Origin of the sequence: Oculatella sp. FACHB-28 (assembly GCF_014696015.1) — a bacterium.
In the GTDB taxonomy this organism is placed as follows: Bacteria; Cyanobacteriota; Cyanobacteriia; order Elainellales; family Elainellaceae; genus JAAUTN01.
The window spans coordinates 12861-38288 of sequence record NZ_JACJPJ010000033.1 but is presented as its reverse complement, the minus strand read 5'-3'; the positions used below and the strand labels follow the sequence as shown (position 1 = coordinate 38288).

Sequence of the window (25428 nt, the reverse complement as noted above, 5' to 3'; positions counted from 1 at the left end):
CAATAGATGTATTGCTTCTACCAATCGACAAATCAATACAAAGGCACGAAGCCGGTCAACTTATGGGTCAGATTGGCAGAAGCAATACTCTTCTATCCTCGCAGTCAACTTAATCGAAGAAGTTGAAGAATCAGCACAATAATTCTTGGCAAGTTGGAATCGCAGGATTATAGGGCAGATTTCAAGCCAACAATCTCTTGCCAGTCCCGAATGCGTTGGCGCATTTGTTCCCGGTAGCGTTGGGCAGTGAGTTGATGTTGTTTGGGGTGGAAGTGGTCTCGAATTGGTTCAAACGCAGTAAGAAAGCGTTGCGTTTGTCCGAGTGACTTAAACTCTCGCATCCGTCGCTCTCGCACTCGAGTCGGTTGATGCGAGTTCTCTGCTCGATTATTCAGTCCCTTGTGCGCTCGGTGCTCTACGCTCTTGAGCATCTGATTTTTGGCAGCTTCGTAGCTTTTCAGCTTGTCTGTCACGATCACTCGTGGTACAAAGCCTTGCTGCTTGAGGAGTTTGCGGAAAAACCGCTTGGCTGCCTGGGTATCGCGATGCTGTTGCATCAAGATGTCGAGCACGTTGCCCGCTGAGTCTACTGCTCGCCACAGGTAGTATTGCTGTCCCTTGATGGTGACAACGACTTCATCAAGATGCCACTTATCGGTGAGATAAGGTCGTTTACGTCGCACTTGATTCGCGTATTGCTGTCCGAACTTGCTACACCATTCCCGAATCGACTCATAGGTCACCTCGATGCCCCGGTAGAGCATCATCTTTTCGATATCCCGGTAGCTCAGGGGAAAGGTGTAGTAAAGCCAGACGCAGTAACTGATGATTTCGCCAGGAAAGCGATGACGGGAGTACATGAACCGGAAGCCGCGAACAAGGTGGAATTAGTCCGATTATTCTATGTTGGCGTTAACTTGACAATACCGAGTAGATATCCGAATCAAACAGACATTCTCAAGCTCAAATTACCGTCAGCGATACGAGTAAGGGCATTTCTGCTGATTTTTTGCCTTACGTATTTGACTATTTCCGCCAGGAGAGTTCTGCCACCACTCGACGGTTTGGTGAGCTAGGGTTAGGGCTGGCTCGCCCTCACTGCTTATGCCAGGAAAATTGACTATCAGCAGGCGATGGCGGTAGGGTTTCAACAGCATATTTCTAAATCTGTGGAACCAGAAGTTTTGATAGGAGCGATCGCTCGTTTGCTAAACCAGATTTAGTGCTGGTTAGTCAGGTTGATACTGGGGAAAGTGAGATGAAACGGCAAATCAGGATCGACACCTTGCAGTGGTTTATTGGCATTTACATTGCCATTCGAGGCACGTTGATGTTGATGGTGCCCCATACACTCAATACCCATGTTTTTGTTCCCATCCAGCCGCACTTACCCGGGTTTGGAGCCTGGCAGGTAGTTGCGGGTGCCATTTTGATTGCTGCCGTGACGCTGGTACCTCACCGTTCCATTGTTCTATTCGCTCATCTGCTAGCGGGTTCTGCTCTACTACAGGCTGCTAGTGGGCATCTGTTTGCAGGCACTTGGACGGCATTTGCAGATTTTGTCACTTTAGGATTTGGAACGGCGATCGCCCCTTTCCTGCAAACTCGTCCTAGCCGAAATTTTAGAAACGGAATTGACCTGTTTGCCCTGCTGATGAGCATTCGGATGGTGCTGGATGGAATCATTGTTCTGATTCCGTTTAACCCGCAGTTTGATGCTCGTCTGTATGATCCGGTTCGCCCCTATCTGCTGCCCTATGGCATTGCTTACCTGGTTAGTGGGCTAGCATTATTAGCAGCCTATTTCTACCCCAAACTACCAAAACGGCTCTTTCAGGCTGCTCATCTACTAGCCGGGGGAATGCTCTGGTCGTGGACAATCGGGTTAGGGTTTCCCACCTGGAATTCTGTTCTCTTTTATGGCGGCTTGGGGACGCTGTTGGCATTGCTACCGTGGTTAGGTCCCTATCTTCGTCGGCTTGAACCAAGGTCTTTACAAACTCAACTAGCCGTAACTCTTGTAGGGATTGTTGCTCTGCCGCTTCTCTTTATCGTTACCCTAATCGCACTGCCACAAGAACAAGCAGTGATCAATCAAGCCCTTACCCTTCAGCAGACGCTAGCCAGGGCTCTAGCTCAAGACGTTGCCAACTATATCAATTTGCATCGGGCTGCTGTTCATGCGTTAGCTAAACAGCCTAATTTGGCAGCTATGACTGCTTCTGAGCAGCGCAATTTCCTTCAGTTGATTAATCAGGCATATCCTGACATTACTGTATTGACAACCTATGATGCAGCAGGAAATGCGATCGCCCGCAGTGATGATCGAGTGTTAGGTCCATCCATTGCAAGCTTCAACTCATACCGAGCAGCGCAGCTGGGACAAACCACCCTCAACGTTCGCATTGGACGAGTTTTACAGAAGCCGATCTTTACCTTTACAGCCCCCTTTTATGATGCAAATCAACAGTTTGCGGGAGTAGCAGCCGGAGCGATCGAGTCGTCAAAGTTGACAGGGGAACTGATCAAGACAGGGGAGACTGCCGATATCATGGCCTATCTAGTAAATGATCAGGGACGAGTAATTGCCCACCCAGATGCTAGTCTGGTCAGCTCCTTTTCCGATCGCTCTCAAGCTCCCCCCGTTGCGGCATTGCTGAAGCAGGAAGCAGCTTTTGGTGGGCTGCACTATTGGGATCAAGCACAATGGCAACTGGCGGGGTATGCTCAGGTTCCCGACATTGGTTGGGGTATTGTAGTCGAACGCCCTGCCTCTAATGTTCTAGCGGCACTCAATGCTAGACGCAATCGAGATTTTCAAACTCTTTTAGCCGTTGCCGCGATCGCATTAATTATTGGGTTGCGTGTCGCCCGTCGGCTATCAAACTCTCTGATGACATTAGCCTATGCAACTGATCAGCTCACCACTGGAGATACTCAAGCCCCGTTGCCGCAAAGCACTATTACCGAGGTAGCCCACCTCTCTAATGTGTTTGCAGACATGCGCGATCGCCTGACTAGACGCACTGCCGAACGAGACCAGATGGAACAGGAACGGGAGAAACTGTTGCAACGGGAGCGAATTGCACGAGAGGTAGCTGAAGCCGCCAACCGTACTAAAGACGAGTTTTTGGCGGTGTTATCGCATGAGTTGCGATCACCCCTCAATCCCATTCTCGGTTGGTCAAGGCTCCTACTAAGTGGCAAGCTAGATGAGACAAGAGCAAAGCAAGCACTCACCACCATTGAGCGGAATGCCAAGCTGCAATCTGAACTGATTGAAGACTTGCTTGATATCTCCCGAATTCTACGCGGTAAGCTGAGTCTCACGGTCCGTCCCGTTAATCTAGCATCAGTCATTCAAGCAGCGATCGAAACGATACAACTGGCAGCCGAAGCCAAGTCGATTCAAATAGAGACAAGGCTAAACCCTAAAGTAGGACTGGTTTCAGGTGACTCAACTCGCTTGCAGCAAGTCGTGTGGAACTTGCTCTCTAATGCCGTCAAATTCACACCAGAAGGGGGACGGGTTGAGGTGCGATTAACGCAGGTTGACTATCAAGCTCAAATTACCGTTAGTGACACTGGGAAAGGGATTTCTCCCGATTTCTTACCTTATGTATTTGACTATTTCCGGCAAGAGGATGGCGCGACTACTCGTAAGTTTGGTGGATTAGGGTTAGGGCTGGCAATCGCCCGCTACCTGGTAGAACTGCACGGGGGAACTGTTCAGGCAGACAGTCTCGGGGAAGGGAAGGGAGCTACGTTCATGGTGAGAGTTCCAGTGATGCTGTCTCAGACCATTGTTAATCAAGCTCCTCAACCCTTGGAATTCTCTCTCAGTTTGAATGGTGTACAAGCTTTAGTGGTAGATGATGATACCGATACGCGAGACTTCATTGAGTTTCTATTGGAACAAGCTGGGGCAAAGGTGAACACAGCCGCTTCTGCAAGAGAAGCCTTGACAGCATTAATGCGTTTTAAACCCGATGTCCTTCTGAGCGACATTGGGATGCCAGACATGGACGGCTATATGTTGCTGCGGCAGGTAAGAACTTTACCACCAGAGCAGGGAGGAGAGATTCCCGCGATCGCTCTAACAGCCTATGCAGGAGAGTTGGATCAAAAACAAGCGATCGCCGCTGGGTTTCAGCACCATATTGCCAAACCAGTGGAGCCAGAGCAGCTGGTTAAACTGATTGCCCTGACTCAAAGATCTGAGGTTAGCTCAACATCGGCTTACCCCACTTTTCCTAACCGCACCTACAGGCCTAACGTGGGGGAGAGGGAGGACTGCGAATGAACGAACAAAGAACAAGTCTCTTTCCTAAGTTTGGGGAAATGGGGACACGGATGCAGGCATTGGATTGGGCACAGACTCCAGTGGGCGCTGTGGAATCCTGGTCACAAAGTCTAAAGTCAACGGTTCGCACGCTGTTAGGCTCGCGTTATCCGATGATCTTGCTGTGGGAACAGGAATTGATTCAAATTTACAATGATGCCTATATCAACTTGATTGGTACTAAGCATCCCTATGCGCTAGGACGGTCGATTCGGGAAACCCAAGCCGAATCCTGGGATGTGATCGGACCGATGATCACCGAAGTGATGACGACAGGCATTCCCAACTGGGTGGAAAATCAGATGTTGGCAGTGAACCGCTCTGGCTACAACGAGGAAGCACATTTCAGCTTGTCTTACAGTGCTGTCGGAGATGACACAGGCGTGATTCGCGGGATGCTCTGTGTTTGTAGTGAAGTGACCCAGCAGGTATTAGGAGAGCGACGCTTGCGGTTACAGCGTGACCTGGCAGCACGGGCAAGTGAGACGCGCAGTGTGGATGCAACCTGTCAAGATATTTTGGCTGCGATCGCTGAGTATCCGCTGGATATACCGTTTGCCCTGATCTACTTACCCGATCCAAACAACCCCACTCTTCGGCTATGTGGCAGCGTTCGGGTAAACGGCGATCAAGAGATTGCTTCAACAACCGTCTCACTTACAGAATCAACCGATCGATGGTCGCTGGCAACAGTCATGATGGGACAAACCGCGATCGCCACAGGACTTGATCGTGACCTCGCTATTTCTGGCGGACCCTGGAACGAAAGCGTACATCAGGCGATCAGCTTGCCCATCCCTTCATCTAGCGCGGCTGCACCGTTGGGAGTGCTCATTTGTGGCATCAGTCCTAACTGTGCGTTGGATGAAGGCTACCAGTCATTTTACGAGCTTCTGGCTGGACAGGTTTCAGTCTCCATCCGTAATGCTCAAGCCTACGAAGAAGAACGACAGCGGGCAGAGATGCTAGCCAAACTCGATCGCGCCAAAACAGCCTTCTTCAACAACGTCAGCCATGAGTTTCGTACCCCGCTCACGCTGATGCTAGGTCCAGCAGAGGACGCACTAGCAGATGTCAGCAATCCCCTTCCTCCCCAACAACATGAGCGAATTAGCATTATCTATCGCAATAGTCAGCGGTTGTTGAAGCTCGTGAACACGCTGCTCGACTTTTCGCGGATTGAAGCCGATCGCATCCAAGCAAGTTATGAACCAACGGATTTGGCAACCTTTACCACTGAGTTGGCAAGCGTATTTCGCTCGGCGATCGAAAGCGCAGGAATGCAGTTGTTTGTCGATTGCCCAACCTTACCAGAGCCGATCTATGTTGATCGTGAGATGTGGGAAAAGATTATCCTGAACCTACTCTCAAACGCATTTAAGTTTACCTTTAACGGAACAATTTCAGTTTCCCTTCAACCTCAAGAAAACACTGTTCAATTAACTGTGCAAGATACAGGCACAGGCATTCCATCCGAGGCATTACCCTATCTATTTGAACGATTCTATCGGGTGAAAGGAGCCAGAGGACGTAGCTATGAAGGCTCAGGCATTGGACTTTCACTGGTGCAAGAACTGGTCAAATTACACGGTGGCACGATTGATGTCACAAGCCAACTGAATCAGGGTACTACTTTCACGATCGCCATTCCGACCGGATGTACTCATCTACCACCCGAGCAGATCGGTGTTACTTCCACGCTGGCATCTACAGCAGTAAAGGCAAGTGCGTTTGTCGAAGAAGCCTTGCGTTGGTTGCCGGAGGAGGGGAATGGGAAATGGGGAATGAGCTTCGACGTGAGCACTCACTTGAGCGGGAGTGGGGACATCCTTTCTACTCCCACTCCCAATCCGCCCTCAACTTCCTCTACTGCCCGAATTCTCCTCGCTGATGACAACGCCGATATGCGGGATTATGTGAAGCGATTGTTGAGCCAACACTACGAGGTGACAGCCGTGACAGATGGTGTTGCGGCTTTAACTGCTGCTCAACAGCGGGTACCTGACTTGGTATTAACCGATGTCATGATGCCAGGAATGGATGGATTTGAGTTGTTGCGAGAGTTACGGGCTGACTCGCAGACGAGAGAAATTCCGGTTATTTTGCTCTCTGCTCGCGCAGGTGAAGAATCACGGGTAGAAGGTTTGGAAGCAGGGGCCGATGATTACTTGATTAAACCGTTCTCGGCACGAGAGTTGCTAGCTCGTGTGGATGCCAACCTGAGACTAGGACAACTGCGACAAGCCGCAATGCAGCAGCGGATTCGAGACATTCTAGAGAGCATCACCGATGGATTTGTTGCCCTGGATCATGAGTGGCACTACATCTATGTCAACCAAAAAGCTGAGGCGCTTCTGCACAAACGACGGATTGACCTGCTGGGTAAAACCGTATGGGAGGCTTTTCCTGATGCAAGTGGCTCACTTGAAGCCAGTATTCGTCAAGCTATTAGAGAGCAAATCACAGTCGATTTAGAGCTGTTTAATGCTGCCTTTGATACTTGGTTTGAGGTTCACTGTTACCCTCTGCAAGGAGGGTCGTCTATTTACTTTCGAGATATTAGCGATCGCAAACGGGCAGAATCTGCATTACATGAACTCAACGAAACATTAGAACAACGAGTTAACCAGCGCACGGCTCAACTAGAAGCCCTTAACCAGGAATTAGAGGCGTTTTCCCACTCTGTGTCCCATGACTTGCGAACTCCTTTGCGCTACATCAATGGCTTTGCCCAGCAGCTTCTCAAAAAGCTTGATGTTAGCCAACTGGATGAAACCAGCTTGCGATATTTAAACATCATCACGCAGTCTGCAGTTCAGGCTGGAAAGATGGTGGATGACCTGCTGGAGTTTTCACGCATGGGGCGAACAGAAATACGTTTTACCCTCATTCCAACAAACCAACTGGTGCAGCAGGTGCAGGAGCAACTTCAATCGGAATTGATTGGGCGAACTATTCACTGGCAGATCGAGCCATTACCAACCGCTCAAGGCGACCCAGCAATGTTGAGGTTGGTATGGCAGAATTTGCTTTCTAATGCTATCAAGTACACCCAAGAAAAGGTTGAAGCTAGAATCACAATCGGCAGCATAGAACAGGAGCAAGAAATCATTTTCTTTGTCAGAGACAATGGGGCAGGGTTTGACCCCAAATATGGCGATCGCCTATTCAACATTTTTCAGCGGTTGCATCCACAGGAGCAGTTTCCCGGAACTGGAGTCGGACTCGCCAATGTCCAGCGAATTGTTCATCGACATGGAGGACGTACCTGGGCTGAAGGTGCGATCGATCAGGGTGCAACGTTCTACTTCTCGCTACCGAAACAGCAGGAGAAATCATCATGACCGCCCTACGATTTCTCCTGCTTGAAGATAATCCCCTCGATGCAGAGGTGGTACAAGTTACGTTAATCGATGGTGGCATCGACTGTGATTTGCAGCGAATGGAAACTCGTGCCGACTTTGTAGCGGCATTAGAAACTAATGAATTTGATTTAATTCTGGCAGACTATACCCTACCCGGTTTTGATGGCATCTCAGCGTTAGAAATTGCTCGTAACCTTTGTCCTGACACTCCATTTATTATTGTCTCTGCCAGCCTGGGTGAAGAACTGGCGATCGACACACTGAAACAGGGAGCCACTGATTACGTCTTAAAGCAACGCCTGGAACGATTAGTTCCTGCTGTAAGTCGGGCATTGCGAGAAGCCCAAGAACATCTAGAACGAAAACGAGCAGAAGCAGCATTGCGACAATCGGAAGCCCAATACCGAATGTTGTTTGAGTCGATCGACGAAGGCTTCTGCATTTGTGAGATGCTGTTTGACCAGAATAATCAGCCCGTTGATTATCGGTTCCTTCAAGTTAACCCGGCATTTGAAAAGTTGACGGGACTCCAGCAAGCGACGGACAAAACGGCGCGAGAACTCGTCCCAAATCTTGAACCTTTTTGGGTTGAGGTGTATGGCAAAGTTGTGCAAACAGGCAAACCCATACGGTTTGAGAATCAATCGATCGCCATGAACGGACGTTGGTTTGATGTCAATGCCTTTCCCATTGGTGATCCTAAAACTCACCAGCTTGCAATTTTGTTCACTAACACTAGCGCTCGCAAGCAGACAGAGGCAGCGCTACGGAATAGTGCTGAACGATTAAGCATGGCATTAGCGGCATCAAAGCTTGGAGATTGGAGTTGGGATGCAGCAACCGACCTTGTAACGTTTTCAGATCAAGCCGCTAAGATTTTTGGCATTCCACCCGGTCCTTATATGACTTGGGGGCAGATTCAAACTCTATTGCATGAAGACGATCAAGAGCAGGCACGCTTACAAGTTGAACAAGCGATCGCCCAGCATAGTGACTATGACATTGAGTACCGAGTAATTCAGCTGGGTGGAAGCGAACGATGGGTTGCCGCTAAGGGACGGGCCCAGTATGGACCTTCAGAGCACGTGATAGGAATGCTGGGAGTCGTCCAGGACATCACAGAGCGCAAACAGACAGAGCAAGAACGGGAACATCTATTAGCCCGCGTGCAGTCTGCCAATCAAACGCTGCAACGGTTTATTGAGCATACTCCCACGGCTGTGGTGATGCTGGATCAAGAGATGCGCTATCTCTTTGCCAGCCGTCGGTGGATGCAGGAATACGCTCCAACCTATACCGATCTAAGAGGGCTATCTCATTATGAGGTGATGAATGATATTCCCGAGCATTGGCGAGCGGTTCATCAACGGTGTCTAGCCGGAGCAACGGAGCGCTGTGAAGAGGACTATTATGCTCGGGCGGATGGTTCAGGTCACTGGCTACATTGGGAAATTCTTCCCTGGTACGACAGTGGGGGAGACGTTGGTGGCATTATCCTCTTTACTGAAAACATTACTGAGCGCAAGCGAGCCAACCAGGAGCGCGAACGCTTGTTGGAGCGCGAACGGGCGGCGCGGGAAGCTGCAGAAACTGCTAATCGGGTCAAAGATGAATTTCTGGCCGTGCTCTCTCACGAGTTACGATCCCCCCTGAATCCGATTCTGGGCTGGTCCAGGTTGCTGCAAACGAGAAAACTGGATGCGGCTAAGACAACAGAAGCGCTGAAAGTCATTGAACGTAACGCTAAGCTGCAATCCGAACTGATTGAAGACTTACTTGATATCTCCCGCATTCTAAGCGGTAAGCTCAGTCTCAACGTGGGTTCAGTGAACCTAACTGCGACGATTCAAGCTGCAATGGAAACTGTACGGTTGGCAGCAGAGGCTAAGTCTCTTGAGATACGGACAGCTTTTGCACCAGATGTCGGACAGATCTGGGGAGATGCGTCTCGGTTGCAGCAAGTGATCTGGAATCTGCTCTCAAACGCAATTAAGTTTACGCCCCAAGGGGGGCGGATAGAAATTGAGCTACAACGCCTTAGCGCTCATGCTCAAATTGTCGTCACTGACACGGGTAAAGGAATCTCCTCTGACTTCTTGCCCTATGTGTTTGACTACTTCCGTCAAGCGGACAGCACGACCACTCGCCAGTTTGGGGGATTAGGGTTAGGACTTGCGATCGTGCATCACTTAGTCGAATTGCATGGAGGAACAGTTCAGGCAAATAGTCCTGGCGAAGGACAGGGGGCAACTTTTACCATCAAGCTTCCGCTTATGCTATCTCAATCACTAGCTAACCAGGATAGCGATCCGATTGAGCAGTCCTTGGAGTTGAGCGGCATCAAGGTTTTAGTGGTTGATGATGATACTGATACCCGAGAGTTTGTTGCCTTCTTGCTAGAGCAAGCTGGAGCAAGCGTGATAGCCATTGCCTCAGCCGGTGAAGTTCTTACTGTTTTGCCTCAGCTTAAACCCGACGTTTTGTTGAGCGACATCGGGATGCCTGAGATGGACGGCTACATGCTACTCCAACGGGTCAGAACACTTTCTTCTGAACTGGGAGGGCAAACTCCAGCGATCGCCCTGACCGCCTACGCTGGGGAAATTGATTATCAGAGAGCGCTCTCAGCTGGATTTCAACGACATCTCGCTAAGCCTATTGAGCCAGAGGAATTAATTAGAACCATCATGTCACTAAGAATGACTCACACATTATCAACAAAAGAAACTGGATAGGGCTGATGCTGTTCTGCCTCCATTGCAACCTCTTAGCCCCTCTTGCTTGATAAACCGTGACTGAAGCATCACCTAAATCTCCATTACCTTTACCTCGCTTACCCGCCAATGAAACGGAACGATTGGCAGCACTGCGGCGATACAAGATTCTAGATACGCCGCCTGAAGCTGCGTTTGATCGCATTACCCGCTTGGCAGCGAAGCTGTTTGACATGCCGATTGCGCTTATTTCGCTAGTTGATGAATCGAGAGCGTGGTTTAAGTCCTGCGTTGGTTTTGGGGCAAGTGAAGTGCCGCGTGACGACACGCTTTGCAGCTTTGCGGTGTTAACTGATGAGCCGCTGATTATCCCCGATGCTCGACTCGACGATCGTTTTGCCTGCAATCCTTTCGTCCAAAGTGAACCAGGGGTGCGGTTCTATGGCGGTGCGCCTCTGCTCACTCGGGACGGCTTCAATCTAGGGACGTTGTGTCGAAACTGTCAGAACTGGGTACTCAACTTGAGGGCGGAAGTCCTGACTTGATAAACTGGCTACTGCCCCCAATTTCTACCCAGCCCACGCTCCATGAACTGACCTGGTTGTTGCTCAGCTCGTACCACTCGCTTACAGCGCATAACTGACCTGGGCTATGCCATGTTTCGCTGCAAGGAGTGCTGCCGCACTTTTAACGAACGGACAGGTACTCCCTTCAACTTCATCGAGGTGCCCACCGATATCGTGTTCCAAGTCCTGCTGTGCCGGTTGCGCTACAAGCTCAGCTTTCGCGACATTGCCGAATTCTTCCTGCTGCGGGGATTTGAGTTCACGCATGAAACAGTGCGCGATTGGGAAGAACCCTCTGTGACAATATGAGTGAGACACCTGACCGCTCACAAATTACTGTCTAGTTCAGGTGAACTCTTATGGTCATGCCCTCTTCTAATAACAACGGTTCTCAAGCATCGGGTGTACCAAACCCCGAAGTACTAGAAAAAGCCCAGCGGCGGATTCACACTGCCGAGTACAAGCTGCGAATTCTGCAGGAAACGGACACCTGTAATGAAGGACAAATTGGTGCAATTTTACGGCGCGAAGGACTGTACTCCTCGCACTTGACGACCTGGCGACGGCAAAGACAAGCCGGACAACTGGCTGCATTAACGGACAACAAGCGGGGACGCAAACCTACCCCCGAGAACCCCTTGAGTGCAGAGGTAGAGCGGCTACGACGGGAGAATCAACGGCTGGGTCAACGTTTAGAACAAGCTGAGTTGATCATTGATATCCAAAAAAAAGCCTCGGCGATCTTAAACATCACGCTGGCGACCCAGCACAACGACAACAACGATTGATGAGTGCGGTCCAACAACTGGCTCCTAAGATGGGTGTTGCACCTGTTTGCATCGGATTAGGAGTTAGTCGTGCCAGCTATTATCGCAAACAACAACCTAGGCAGCAGTCCAAACCCAAACCTAAACCTGCCCGTGCTTTGAGCAATGAGGAACGACAACAGATATTGGAAGTATTGCACCATGACCGCTTTCTAGACCAATCGCCGCAGGAAGTGTACGCAACTCTGCTGGATGAAGGCACCTTTCTTTGTTCGATTCGCACCATGTACCGCATTCTGGCAGACCATAGCGAGGTGAGGGAACGACGTAATCAACTGCGCCACCCCAATTACCAGAAGCCCGAACTGTTAGCAACTGGGCCAAACCAGCTGTGGTCGTGGGACATCACTAAATTACATGGACCTGCCAAATGGACGTACTTCTATCTCTATGTCATCCTTGATGTCTTCAGTCGTTATGTGGTGGGATGGATGGTGGCGCATCGGGAATCGGCAAACCTGGCAGAACGCTTGATTGAGCAAACCACTCTCAAGCAGCAGATCGAGCCCGGACAATTGACGATTCATGCCGACCGAGGCGCTGCTATGACCTCTAAGGCGGTTGCTCTGCTGCTGTCCGATTTAGGTATGACTAAAACTCATTCTCGTCCTCATGTCTCTAATGACAATCCCTATTCCGAAGCCCAGTTCAAAACCTTCAAGTACCAGCCCCTCTTCCCCAAGCAGTTTGGCTCGCTTGAAGATGCTCGCACCTTTTGCCAAACCTTTTTCCAGGGGTACAACCATGAGCATCACCATAGCGGTATCGGCTTGTTAACCCCCGCGATGCTGCACTATGGACAAGCTCAAAGCGTCACTCAACATCGGGGGCAGGTGTTGCAAGCCGCCTACTCTACCCATCCAGAACGCTTTGTTAAAGGATTGCCTCTACCCCCTGCCGTTCCGACTCAGGCTTGGATTAATTCCCCGGTTGCCACCACTCCCCCGGGACACGGGCAACACTAATTTCTCGCTCTACTCTGTCTCACTCTTGTTGACACATTCCGGAACGCTTTGCTTCCATCTTTATCCAGCAGTTGAGAGCGAAACGCAAAGGCAAGCTTGGCAAGATCTGGTTTGTAGACGAGACGTACATCCGAGTGAAAGGCAGATGGTGTTACTTGTAGCGTGCGATCGATGAGGATGGAAGCTGGGTGGATGTGAGGTTGAATGAGAAACGAGACATGGCAGCAGCAAAAGCCTTCTTTGCTAGGGCGCATGAGGTTGCAGGACAACTGCCGCAAAGAGTGGTGACAGATGGTCTAGCTTCATATCCCAGAGCAATCGATGAGGAACTGGGAACGGATGTTGAGCATGAAGTGAGAGGTTGTTTGGGAAATCCGATCGAGCAGAGTCATCGAGGGACCAAGCAACGTACTATCCGATGCTAGGATTTGGAGCGTTTGAAAGTGCGAAACGATTTTGCCAAGCATTTGATGAAGTGAGGCAGTTTTTGCGACCCAGAGCAAGAATGACAGAGTCAGTGTCTCTGTCTAAGCAACGAGAACAATGTGTTGAACGGATGAATGAATTACAAGAACTTTTTGAAGCGACTTAATCAAAGATCAAAGAGAGAGCTTGTAATGATGAAAACGTGCCAAAAAAGCCGCAATTTGAGTACCCAGATCTGACAGTTTCAAATGAACCAATTTTTGAGCTTGTTCTGCCCTTTAAACCTAGAAATCAAAAAATTACAGGGGTAAAATGAGGCTTTCAACCCTCAAGAAATTTATCTACAACTGCAATACTATAAGTGATACCCAGATTATTCACCAGCTATTATCCCAGTTAGGGATCAAACTGATGATGAATTGGTCACGCTCCCATCTTGGATATGAAGGGGAGAAGCTGCGGGTGTATATTCTGGATGTTGCCCATTGGGAGCGGTATGAACCATATTGCAACGGTGGCAGAAGAAGCGGGAGCAGTTTCAGAAATAGCCCTGTGTAGCACCATGCGCTGTGTTCCACCTCATACAATTGAGCACAAACTCCTCATAGCTCTATAGCGAAAGAACAAAAACAACTTCATTTAACGAACAACTAGGCTAGCAATCATTAAAATAAGGTGTTCAGGCTCAATAGGTTTAGAGAGATGCATCTGAAATCCAGCAGCTAAGGCTTGTTGTTGATTCATTTCACCTGCAAAGGCAGTCAAAGCGATCGCTGGAATTTTTCCACCTTTGTCAGGCGGTAACGCTCTAACTTGACGAATTAGCATATAACCATCCATCTCTGGCATTCCGATATCGCTGAGGAGAAGGTTTGGCTTCGATCGAGCTAGCCTTGCTAAGGCTTCAGTGGCGGAGGAAGCCATTTCGACTTTAGCCCCAGCTTGTTCGAGTACAAACGCAACAAATTCCCGCGTGTCATGGTCATCATCCACTACAAGAATTCGAACTCCGTTCAGACTTAAAGCTGGCTCTAAAGGTTCTAGCTCTGGAGTAACTGTGGATTGATTGGACATTAATGGTAGTTTTACGGTAAAAGTTGCACCTAATCCTTCTCCTGGGCTTTCTACTTGAACGGTGCCTCCATGAAGCTCAACTAAGTGACGCACAATTGCTAACCCCAACCCTAAACCGCCATACCTGCGAGTTGTCGCGTTATCAGCTTGACGAAAGTGTTCAAAGACGTGGGGTAAGAAATCGGGATGTATGCCTTTGCCAGTATCCGTTACCGTAATTTGGGCATAGGTTGTCATTCGTCCTTCGTCATTTGTTATTCGTCTTTCATCATCGACCCATGATGACTGACTATTAACCATTGACAGCGTTACACTTACCTGACCTTTAGGTGGAGTGAATTTCACAGCATTAGAAAGCAGATTCCATACAACTTGCTGTAAACGATTGGAGTCACCCAGCACTTGTCCAATCTTTAAATCAAAATTTGTTCTGATCTCAATTGATTTAGCTTCTGCTGCCAGACGCACTGTTTCAATTGCTGCTTGTACTGTTGCGACTAAATCGACTGGGGCAGTATTAAGACTCAGTTTTCCTTGCAAAATTCGGGAGACATCCAGCAGATCCTCAATCAATTCAGATTGCAATTTGGCATTGCGTTCGATTGTCTCTAATGCCTGTTGTGTCTTTGCTTCACTTAGCTTCTGCGATCGCAGCAGTCGTGCCCATCCCAGAATTGGATTGAGGGGCGATCGCAACTCATGAGATAATACCGCCAAAAACTCATCTTTAATGCGATTTGCAGATTCAGCTTCAGCACGGGCTGTTTGTTCTTGTAAAAGCTGCAGTCGTCGTTCTTCGGCTAATTTGCGTTCCGTGATGTCGAGAACAATTCCTCTCATGCGAATGGGTTGACCTCTTTCGTTAAAGAAGGGACGACCTCTCGCTGCAATATGGTGAATTGAGCCATCTGGAAAGACAATCCGATATTCCAGATCATGTTCAATCCCACTTGTCAAAGTGTGATTGAGAGCTTGAGTGAAATAGTCACGATCGTCTGGATGAATGCAATGCAGGACAGATTCTAGCGTACAGTCAAAGATTTCACGATTGGCTCCAAACGCCCGATACATCTGGTCATCCCATTCCACCTGATCTCTGACAATATCCCAACTCCAAACGCCAATTTGCCCCGATTGCAATGCAAGATTGAGTTGTTCTTGACTATCAGTTAACTGTTGATAAAGTTGGGCATTTTCGATTGAGATTGCAATTTGGGTAGATAAAATTTCCAGAGTTGAAAGATGTTCTTGTGTAAAAGCCCCAGTAGCTAAATTGTTCTCTAGATATAATATGCTAATGAGTTTAGACTGACGAACAATCGGTAAGCAGAGAACAGATTTGGGTTGATGATGAACGAGGTATTGATCGTCTGAGAATAAATCAGATGCTACAGCGTTGTCTAAAATGACAACTTCCTGTGTTCGTTGCACGTAGTTAAGAATCGATTGCGGTAAAAATGGTGCTGTTTCAGCATCTGCAATCAGTTGTTGAATTCTAAGTTGCTCGTTGGCTTGATTGATTCTCGCTTCTACTTCAATCACTAGGCAATCATCATGTAGTAGAAGCACACAACCAACGTCGGCTCCTGCCTGTTCAATCACAATTTGTATGAAGGTTTTCAACAGCTCAGATAAAACAATCTCACTAGAAATAGTCTGTGATGCTTTAATCACAGATAAAACGTCAAGCTGAGTGACACTGCTGACAAATGTATGGCTAGACGAGGATGAGTGTTTTTTTGAAGGAACAAACTTCAATTGCGGTAGCAGATCAGAGTAGCGATCCTCCAGGTGTTGCACTTTACCCATTGCTCCCCAACGCAAATAAGCGTTTCTAGCTTCTTGAAAATAGGTTTTAGCGATCGCCTCAAATTCCTGATTTAGATAAAACTTGGCTGCTAGTTCATAGGCTAGTGCTTCGTACTGCACAAACTCATATTCATGGGCAGATTTCATGGATTGCTCATACAATCGCATGGCTTCTAAATCACGTCCTTCAATCCGAGCAATCTCAGCCGCAACCAATGCTGATTTATGTAAGAAGTTATCAGGGCAATGATCTGCCCAATACTGAAGTTGTTGGTAATACTGGTTTAATGTTTCTAAAAACTCCCTTTGGGTTGCACTGGACTGTTCAGGATAAAGTGCTGCTAAAACAAGGGAGTAGTGCAACAAATAATTGGCTTCGATCGGTAGCGATCGCACGGCTCCTAAAACCTTGAACGCCTCCTGAGCAGACTGAAGCGCTTCCTGGTATTGCTCATGCGTAAAAAAGACAATTAACTTGATGATGTGATAAAAAGCAATACCGCTGCCAAATTCAGTGCGTTCAAGAGTCACCAGAGATTGTGACTCATCAAACTCATTGCTATTTAGCGTATAACAATGATCCGTCTGTCCCTGCAAATTTAGAATGAATTGCTGCTGCAAGCGGATCGTCTGGTAGGCGGCTTCATGCTTTGACTGCTGGGCAAAGGCAAGATATTTTTGAATTGCGCGATCGGCATCTGCTAATGGTGCAATGGCTTCAATCATTTGCCAGGAACCTTGGAAGCCATTGTAGTTCGCCATTGTAATATCACCTGCTTCTATGCAGCCCAAGAACCCCTGCTCCAGGAACGGTAGGTCGGTTGCCATGGGGTGACACCAAACATTGATATGACTGCCATGAATATGAAGAACCGTGCCTTTATACTTCGGGTCATTCAATTTTTGATTTAACCGAATGGTCATTTCAGAGAAGGCATAACCGGATGGAATATCTCGAAACATCGACACCAACAGCATGGAATACATACTGTAGGCAAAACAAGATTCTTCAGTATTACCAACCTTCAACGAGTAGTTCAGTGCTTTGAGTACAACTAATGGAAAAAGATTTGGCTTACTCAAATAAGCGGGCGGACCCATTGAGGTGAGCAGACTAATGATGGTTCTAATCGTTGGGGCTTGCACAACGGGAGCATCGATCAAATCAGAAATTTGGCGATCGCCCAGATTCACAATTGCCTGCTGTTTTTCCTCATCAATGGCTGCCTGAATCTGCTCATCGGTTTCGGGGAATGTGACTCCAAATAGCTGGAGAGCTATCAATCCCACATTAAAAGCATCATCAAATCGCCCTGCAACCTGATACAGGCGAATTTGCAACATATAAATCGTTGCTTGATCCAGATTGGTTTGGGCTTTACTAAGCAGCAACTGAAACAAAGCTTCTGCCCGCTCTAAATTTCCCGTTAAATACTCACATTCTGCTAGTTCGGTAAAAAGGTCGAATACCTGTGGATAGTCAGAATCCCAAGCATCAGGTGGCAATAAGTGGCTTGCTGTATCAAACAATCTCAGGGCTGGAGTATAAGCGGTAGAGGCTTTTGCCCGTTTGCCAGCCGAAATATTTAACTTGATCAGTTGCTTGATCTCTTCTAGTTCTGTGATGTATTCATGCCCCAAATTGAGATGATTAACGACATCAAATAGTTGTTCTTCTAATTGATCCGACCTCAACTCTCTGAGCAGTAAACGTCCAATTTGAACGTGAACCGATCGCTTTTGTGCATCGGGAATCAGCGCATAAGCCGCTTGCTGAATGCGATCGTGCATGAAAAAGTAACGTTTTTCTGCTGTCTCGGTTTCATCCTCAATAACTAGACCTCGTAAAACAGCTTCTCGGAGTGCGTGAGTAATCGCATCAGAAGACTGTTCAGCGACAATTGCCAAAATTCCTGAATCAAACTGATTACCAATACAAGAGGCAAGGGTCAGAAGCTGCCGAGACTCAGAGGATAGCCTCTGCATTCGCTCAACCATCAGGTTCACCACATTATCGGTAAATCCTTTTGCCTCAATCTGATTAATATCCCAGTTCCACATCTTTTCTGATGAATTGAACGTTAACAAGTTCTCCTGATACAAGGCTTTGAGAAACTCATTGACGAAGAAGGGATTACCACTTGTCTTTTGTAATACTAGCTGTGATAGAGGTTCGGATCGTTCTAACGGACAATGGAATGTATCTGAGATTAGTTGATTAATACAAGCAAGATCGAGAGGAGACAGCACAATTTCGGTTGGTTCAATTCTCTGCTGACGAAGCTTCTCTATCATCGAACCAAATGGATGGGAAACATCGACTTCATTATCTCGATAGGCAAGCAAAAAGCAAAGAAATTGAAGATTTGAGTCTGTAAGAATCGTTTGAATTAAGTTTAATGTGGCACTATCTGCCCATTGCATATCATCCAAAAAGATCGCAAGTGGATGATTCACCTGAGCAAAGGCACCAATGAAGTTTTGAAAAACTAAGTTGAAACGGTTTTGTGATTCTGCTGATCCTAAAACTGGAATTGGGGGTTGCTCTCCAATAATTAACTCAACTTCTGGAATCACATCTGTAATTAACCTGCCATTGTTGCCTACAGTCGCTTGAATGCGATCGCGCCAAACCGCCAACTGTTCTTCAGGTTCCGTCAAAAGTTGACGCACTAATCCTTGAAAGGCTTGAACAATCGTACTGTAAGGAATATCCCGTTTGTATTGATCGAATTTACCAGAAATAAAAACGCCCCGTGTCTGCACGATCGGCTTCTGTAACTCACTCACAAGTGAAGATTTACCAACGCCAGAATAACCAGAAATCAAAATGAGTTCTGGCTTTCCTTCTGTCACCACTTGATTAAATAGGGTCAGCAGTTGGGCAAGTTCTGCCTCCCGTCCATAAAGCTTTTGGGGAATTTGAAGGCGATCAGAAACATCGTGTTGGGCGATCGCAAACGATGAAATGGCTCCTGTGGTCTTCCAGGACTGTAAACATCGCTCTAAATCTGCTTGTAACCCAACAGCACTTTGATACCGCTCTTCTGCAACCTTGGCAAGCAATTTCAAGATGATATTAGATAGCACTTGAGGAATGGCTGAATTGACAGCAGAAGGGGCGATCGGTGTTTTGGCAATGTGGCAGTGCATCCACTCCAACGGATCGTTGCCCTGAAACGGCAGTCGCCCAGTTAACATCTCATAAAAAGTTATTCCCAATGAATACAAATCACTTCGGTGGTCGATACCCCGATTCATGCGCCCTGTCTGCTCTGGCGATAGGTAAGGTAGGCTGCCTTCAATCCGGTTAGAACTACTAACAATTTGGCTTTCATAGGGAAGAAAAGTTGCTAACCCAAAATCGCCAATTTTAACTTGATGGCAGTCCAGATTAACAATAATGTTTTGCGGCTTTATATCTTTATGGACAATGTGACACTGATGGATTTGAACCAGTGAATTCACAATTTGAGAGGCAATGCTTAGAAAAGCAGCAGGGTTATGAAACTGATGTAAAAGCTGATCGAGCGATCGCCCGCCAAAATCTTCCAGAACCAGGTAAGGTAAGCCGTGATCAAATATGAGTGCTAATGCCTGAATCGTTTCCGGTAAATTGAGTTGTTGGGCGATCGCATATTCATGCTTCAGTTGCTCCACATTCTGAGTCGTACATTGCCCTGGACGCAAGCTTTTGATCACAACAGGGCAATTGTCCTCAACCCTCACACCTCGATATATTAGTGATTTTGTTCCTTCTTGCAGTAGCTCACTTGTGATAAATCCAGGTAATGTGAGTGTCACTCGAATCGCTCCTTTGCCGTCATCATGATTAACAAAAACTTCCATTGATATTTACTGAAAGACTAAGAAGAAGGCTCAAAGGACCGCGTCAGCATTTGGGCAACCGCCTGTATCAACTGTTCTGGCTCGATCGGTTTTGCCAAGTGGAGTTGAAATCCGGTACATAACGCTTGTCGTTAATTCGTTTCTTCGGTAGGCAGTCAGGGTAATTGCCGGAATCATTGTTTCCTGCGGCAATAAAGTTGTGCAAATTTGATGGATCAAAGGACCCAGCATCAGCGTTAGAGGAGTGCGAAATTCATGGCTAACGTTAGCGAAAAACTGCGTTTTCAATTCGTCCAGCCTGGCAAGTTCTTCTTTTTGCCGCAAAACTCCCCGCTCTAGCTTGCGTTGCTCAGTCACATCTCGCCCTTCTACGGTCATGAAAACAACCTTTTCCTCACGATCGCGAATCGGATTAAGGTTGAAATCAATCGTAATGGCTTCCTGTCCATCTATACCTCCAATGGTCTCCACGTCGTATCGAACAAGCTCTCCTTGGGCTGCCCGTCGAATTGCGTCTTTAAGCTGCTCCTTGGTTTCGGGGGATGAACTCTCCCACCAGCGATCCTCCCTCAAAGGGATACCGTGTACACCACTCCGACTTCCTCCTACACCTCGAACTGAAGTGTTGTTTGATTCCCAACCAATTCCTTGGGTATCGCACAGTCCACAGAACTGGAACGTGTTGTTCATCGTGACCCGCGCTGTGAGCAAGCGCGTCAGGGCAGATTCATGTTTCGGTCGCGCTTTTGCAAATTCTTGCTTGAGTAACTCAACGTCATTCAGGAGATAGTCCTCAGAATCATCGACAGGTTTGAGGGTAGTAAGGTCATCTAACCGATTCATTAGATCGCTCCTTAGAAATTAGGTTTTTGCCACGTTTCTGTGGAGTTGCACAAAGCGCTAATAGCTTGAATTAGCTCCTGAGGGTCGATTGGCTTGGCAAGATGCCTTTGAAATCCAGCTTGCAGTGCCTGTTGCTGGTCAAAGTCTCCTGCGTAGGCAGTGAGGGCGATCGCCTTGACTTGCCCTCCTTGATCCGGTGGCAATGTTCTGATCTGTTGCATCAACATATAGCCATTCATTTCAGGCATTCCAATATCACTCACAAGCAGATCCGGTTTAGAACGGATTAACAGGGTCAAGGCTTCACTGGCAGAAGCGGCAGTCGCGACGCTTGCCCCAGCTTGCTCTAATAGAAAAGCAATCAAGTCGCGGGTATCGGTTTCATCATCTACCACTAGAATTTGAATACCCTGTAAACTAAGCGGTTGTTTAGATAAGGGGAATGCACGACTCACCGTTATCTCATTCGCCATCAGCGGCAGTCTGACCGTGAACGTAGCCCCCAAACCTTCTCCTGGGCTATCGGCTTGAATCGTTCCACCATGCAGTTCCACCAAATGCCGCACGATCGCCAGCCCTAACCCTAACCCACCAAACTTACGCGTGGTTGTACTATCTGCTTGACGAAAGTAATCAAATACATAGGGAAGAAAATTAGCAGAAATGCCTTTCCCAGTATCGCGAACGGTAATTTGAGCGTGATCGTCAACTTGCTCCAATTGCACCGTAACTTGACCACCAGTCGGCGTAAATTTAACGGCATTCGACAGTAAGTTCCACACAACTTGCTGTAATCGAGTTGAATCGCCTGAAACTAGTCCTATTTCAGAATCTAATCTTGTCTCTATTGCAATTGACTTGGCTTCTGCTGCCAGTCGCACCGTTTCGATCGCCGCTTGAATTGTTAATTTCAAATCAATTGGGCTAACCGTGAGGCTCAATTTACCCTGTAGAATCCGAGAGACATCCAGCAAATCTTCAATTAACTCGGATTGCAGTTTAGCGTTCCGTTCAATCGTTGCTAAAGCTTGCTTTGTTCTTAACTCATCTAGTTTGCCATTCTGGAGGAGTCTAGACCAGCCGAGAATGGGGTTCAGGGGCGATCGCAACTCATGGGATAGAACCGCCAAAAACTCATCTTTGATTCGATTAGCCCGTTCAGCTTCTTCCCGTGCGGCTTGTTCTCGTGCTAAGAGCTGTTCGCGCTCAGCTTCAGCTTGTTTGCGCTCACTAATGTCTACATAGGCTCCAATCACCCCGCGAACATTACCCGCCTCGTCTCGCAGCGGCACGGCTCGTCCATACATGTAATGCACGACGCCATCTTCAAACACGAGTTCGGCTTCCTGTACGACTTCCTGACCCGTCCGCCCTGCCTTTTGCAAGGAAAGCTCTTCTGCTGGAATGTCTTGTCCCTTGCTTTGCAGCTTAAATTTGAAGGGATAGATGTCATCAGCAGGGGTGGCAGTCGTCGGATCACCCGGTTCTGCGCGCATCAAATTGTAAGCACCTCGGTTTACCGTTACTTGGCGACAGTCAGGGCCATGGGCTAGCCAAATTCCAACTGGAACGACTTCCATCAGTGTTTCCAATTCTTCGGCACGAATCCGGGCGATCGCTTCACTTTCGCGTAAAGCGATTTCTGCTTGTTTGCGATTGCTCAGGTCTACATAGAAGGCAATCATTTCCTGATGCTGGTCATAGGGTTCATCCAGCAGAGCTGATCCAATCAGAATAGGTACACGGCTGCCATCCTTGCAGATGTATTCCTTCTCAAACGGGATTGCAACTCCCTTCATTCTTAGTTCTGCCATTGCCTGTTCATCGAGTGGCAGAAACTCGGGCGGCGTAATATCTATCCATTTCACTTGTCCCGTCTCAATTTCTTCGCGGGTGTAGCCCACCATGTTGAGGAAGTAGTCGTTGGCACCATGAATGTCACCTGCAAAGTTGCCAAAGGCAACGCCAAACATGTTCGATTCCACCAAGCGACGAAAGCGATGCTCACTTTCGCGTAAAGCGATTTCTGCTTGTTTGCGTTCGTCTTCGACGCGCTTGCGCTCGCTAATGTCAAAACTTAAACCATACCAAGCTTCAATGTCTCCGCCTGTATTACGACGCGGCAAAGCACGGAAAACGTGCCAACGGTACTCTCCATCATGGCGACGGTAACGTACTTCGCCTTCATAGGTTTCGCCCGTCTGCTGACAGCGTTTCCAATAGGGCAGAATTCGCGCCGCGTCGTCAGGGTGCATGGTTTCTGCCCAACCCAACCCAAACGCCTCTGCCTCTGTCTGTCCAGTGAATTCGTACCAGCGATCGTTGAATAAAATGTTTTCGCCCTCCGGTGAGCAAACCCATACTAAAGCAGGTGCAGCGTTAGAAATGGTACGAAATGCGGCTTCACTGCGACGCAAGTCCTCTTCTACTCGTTTGCGATCGCTAATGTCCTGTGCTACACCCACATAATAAATGGGACGACGCTCAGCATCAAAAAACGTTTGTCCGCGAGCCAAGATCCAGCGTTCAATCCCGTCCTCAATGCCAATGACCCGAAATTCAGCCTCAAAGATGCCATCACTATTGGGGTCAATGGCTTTTGCCGTCTGTTGTTCGACATACTCGCGGTCTTCGGGATGGAGCCCGGCAGCATGGACGGCGTAATTGACCTCGGCATCTGGTGCTAACCCCCACATCGCTTTCAATGGGGCATCCCAAATGAGTTCACCCGTCACCGGATTCCATTCATACGGTGAGAACTGAGCGACTTCGATCGCGCTTCGCAATTGCTGTTCGCTCTTGCGTAATTCTTCTTCAATTCGTTTGCGATCGCTAATGTCTATGACCGAAGCAATCCAGCCAACGATATTGCCGTTACTGTCTTCATCAGGCATATAGACGACATAGAGGTCTCGCATTTCACCTGCTGCAAACGGCACTTGGGCTTCATATTCAACTCGCTCGCCGCGCAGAACGCGATTGATATAGGGACGAATCACCTCAAATGCCGTCTCGCCCATCACCTCTACAATTGGTTTGCCAACAATCTCTTCTACCGTCATTCCAGCTAGTTGAGCGTAGGCAGGATTGGCAGAAAGATAGCGCAAATCGCGGCTGCAACGGGTTAATCCGATTCCAGCCGTTTCCGTAACATGACGCAATTCAGCGGATTTAGCCCGCAAAGCAAGTTCTGCCTGTTTGCGGTCGGTGATATCAAAGATAACCCCCCTACTAAAGATGGGTTTTCTCTCTGCGTCGTAGCTGGCGCTTCCTCTTGCCATTAACCAGCGCACGGTACCATCCGACCAAAGCGTTCGGTACTCAATCTCATGATGTTCGAGTTGCCCATCCTCCAGTACAGGACGCATTTCTTGGATACGCTGACGATCGTCTGGATATACGGCATTTAAAAAAACCTGATAAGACGTTTCAGTATCAGCAGGCAACCCAAACAGCGCTTTACATTGATCTGTCCAGACTAACCTGTCGTGCAATACGTCCCAATGCCATAACCCCAGATTGGCTGCCTCCGTAGCCAATCGCAATTGCTCCTCACTCTGCCGCAGGGCTTCCTCAGCCTGTTTGCGTTCACTGATGTCTTGAAAATAGATGGCAATTCCCTCTGGTGAAGGGTAAGCTCTCACCTCTAGCCACCGTTGCACCGGTTCGCCAAACTCTTCCCAGGATACAGAAACCTGTTCCTCTAAAGCACGATGCAGTTGCCCATAAGCAAATCCTCCCTTCTCGCTGGGGAATACCTCCCAGACATTCTTGCCAATTAGCTCTTCGAGAGACTTTTGCAACAGTTGTAGAGCGGCAGGGTTGACATAGGTATAACGCCAATGGCGATCAAACACCACAAACGCATCCGTCATGTGCTCCAATAGATGAGCTGTGCGACGATGAGCGTTTTCTGCCGCAACCCGGAGCTGTTGTTCTTGTCGTAGGGCAGCTTGGCGTGCCTGATCCAACCCACTGATTAGCAGGGCAATGATGACAAACACTCCCAGGCGGAGCAGATTTCCAGGATTGACAATACCCAGGGCATTGTATGGTGAAATAAAGTAGTTAATGGCTAGTGTAGACAGTACGGTTGCCACCAAACCTGGTTTCAGTCCGCCATACCAGGCACTAACTATCACCGCCATATAAAATAAGGCAAGGGGGGTGGGTTGTGTCAAGGAGCCAAGCAACAGGCTGACTGCCGATGCCAGAGCCACGCTGAGCCACGCCACTCCATAGGAAAGCAGTGGTGAATTCGTGGTCATCATTCTTTTCATGCTCAGCTCAATGCTCCTGCCGCTCATCACATTGCTCCGCTAAATTGGCAATTGAACTGCACTAACGAGTTTAGCCGAGTCGGTTGCTACGGTTTGCAAGGTTCGTAAGAGGTTCCAACCCAACGCAATGGTGTGTGAACAGTTGGTATTGTTTGGGGGACACGCGCAGCGCGAGCGTAAAGCGTTTCTACGGGAGGTTCGCATCGGCCTTGCCATCTCGCGATCGCCAACAAAGATCGTTTCAGAAGGATTAGCATTCATTTTACAGGTTCCGTCCCCGAAGCAAGGTAACAACTGTCGTTTGATTCCCAGCTACTGTTTTTCGTCATGTAACCATGTTGGGCAAGGGCACCCGCTGCTCATCATCG

9 protein-coding genes and 2 pseudogenes are annotated in these 25428 nt (G+C 48.2%); 7 read left to right on the top strand and 4 right to left on the bottom strand.

Going from position 1 to position 25428, the window contains the following annotated elements; all coding sequences use genetic code 11:
- Nucleotides 1-167: 167 nt before the first annotated feature.
- Nucleotides 168-860, bottom strand: a complete 693-nt coding sequence (locus H6F88_RS02450) for an IS6 family transposase (RefSeq protein WP_190641153.1) — start codon at nucleotides 858-860, stop codon at nucleotides 168-170.
- Nucleotides 861-1258: 398 nt separating this feature from the next.
- On the opposite strand from H6F88_RS02450, the gene H6F88_RS02445 reads away from it, so the two are divergent.
- The 7 genes and pseudogenes from H6F88_RS02445 to H6F88_RS02410 all read left to right on the top strand — a co-directional run bounded on the left by H6F88_RS02445 (nucleotide 1259) and on the right by H6F88_RS02410 (nucleotide 13204).
- A complete protein-coding gene (locus tag H6F88_RS02445; protein WP_190641152.1) occupies nucleotides 1259-4303 on the top strand; it encodes a hybrid sensor histidine kinase/response regulator in 3045 nt (1014 codons plus the stop codon).
- A complete protein-coding gene (locus H6F88_RS33835; RefSeq protein WP_190641151.1) occupies nucleotides 4300-7686 on the top strand; it encodes an ATP-binding protein in 3387 nt (1128 codons plus the stop codon). The genes H6F88_RS02445 and H6F88_RS33835 overlap by 4 nt, the downstream gene beginning before the upstream one ends.
- Nucleotides 7683-10442 carry a response regulator gene (locus tag H6F88_RS02435; protein WP_190641150.1) on the top strand — a complete coding sequence of 920 codons (2760 nt, stop codon included), beginning with the start codon at nucleotides 7683-7685 and terminating at the stop codon, nucleotides 10440-10442. The genes H6F88_RS33835 and H6F88_RS02435 overlap by 4 nt, the downstream gene beginning before the upstream one ends.
- A gap of 56 nt (nucleotides 10443-10498) precedes the next feature.
- A pseudogene (locus tag H6F88_RS02430) lies at nucleotides 10499-10915 on the top strand (GAF domain-containing protein); the annotation flags it as partial.
- Between the two features lie 141 nt (nucleotides 10916-11056).
- Nucleotides 11057-11278, top strand: a pseudogene (locus tag H6F88_RS34270) (IS6 family transposase); the annotation flags it as partial.
- Nucleotides 11279-11346: 68 nt separating this feature from the next.
- Nucleotides 11347-12779, top strand: a protein-coding gene (locus tag H6F88_RS02415) for an IS3 family transposase (RefSeq protein WP_242050362.1) whose coding sequence is annotated in 2 segments (ribosomal slippage) — nucleotides 11347-11719 and nucleotides 11719-12779 — 1434 coding nt in all. Because the reading frame shifts where the segments join, the coding sequence is not laid out codon by codon here.
- 218 nt (nucleotides 12780-12997) lie between these two features.
- Nucleotides 12998-13204, top strand: a complete 207-nt coding sequence (locus H6F88_RS02410; protein WP_242050361.1) for a DDE-type integrase/transposase/recombinase — start codon at nucleotides 12998-13000, stop codon at nucleotides 13202-13204.
- Nucleotides 13205-13844: 640 nt separating this feature from the next.
- Here the strand turns inward: H6F88_RS02410 and H6F88_RS02405 are convergent.
- The 3 genes from H6F88_RS02405 to H6F88_RS02395 are packed head-to-tail and all read right to left on the bottom strand — an operon-like array spanning nucleotide 13845 to nucleotide 25051.
- Nucleotides 13845-19937, bottom strand: coding sequence for an AAA family ATPase (locus H6F88_RS02405; RefSeq protein ID WP_199333414.1), 6093 nt, complete (start codon nucleotides 19935-19937; stop codon nucleotides 13845-13847).
- A 30-nt stretch (nucleotides 19938-19967) separates the two neighbouring features.
- On the bottom strand, nucleotides 19968-20780 hold the full coding sequence (locus tag H6F88_RS02400) for a PAS domain-containing protein (protein WP_190641146.1): 813 nt from the start codon (nucleotides 20778-20780) through the stop codon (nucleotides 19968-19970).
- 11 nt (nucleotides 20781-20791) lie between these two features.
- Nucleotides 20792-25051 (bottom strand): PAS domain S-box protein, encoded by a 4260-nt coding sequence (locus H6F88_RS02395; protein ID WP_190641145.1) that lies wholly within the window; start codon nucleotides 25049-25051, stop codon nucleotides 20792-20794.
- Nucleotides 25052-25428 lie beyond the last annotated feature (377 nt).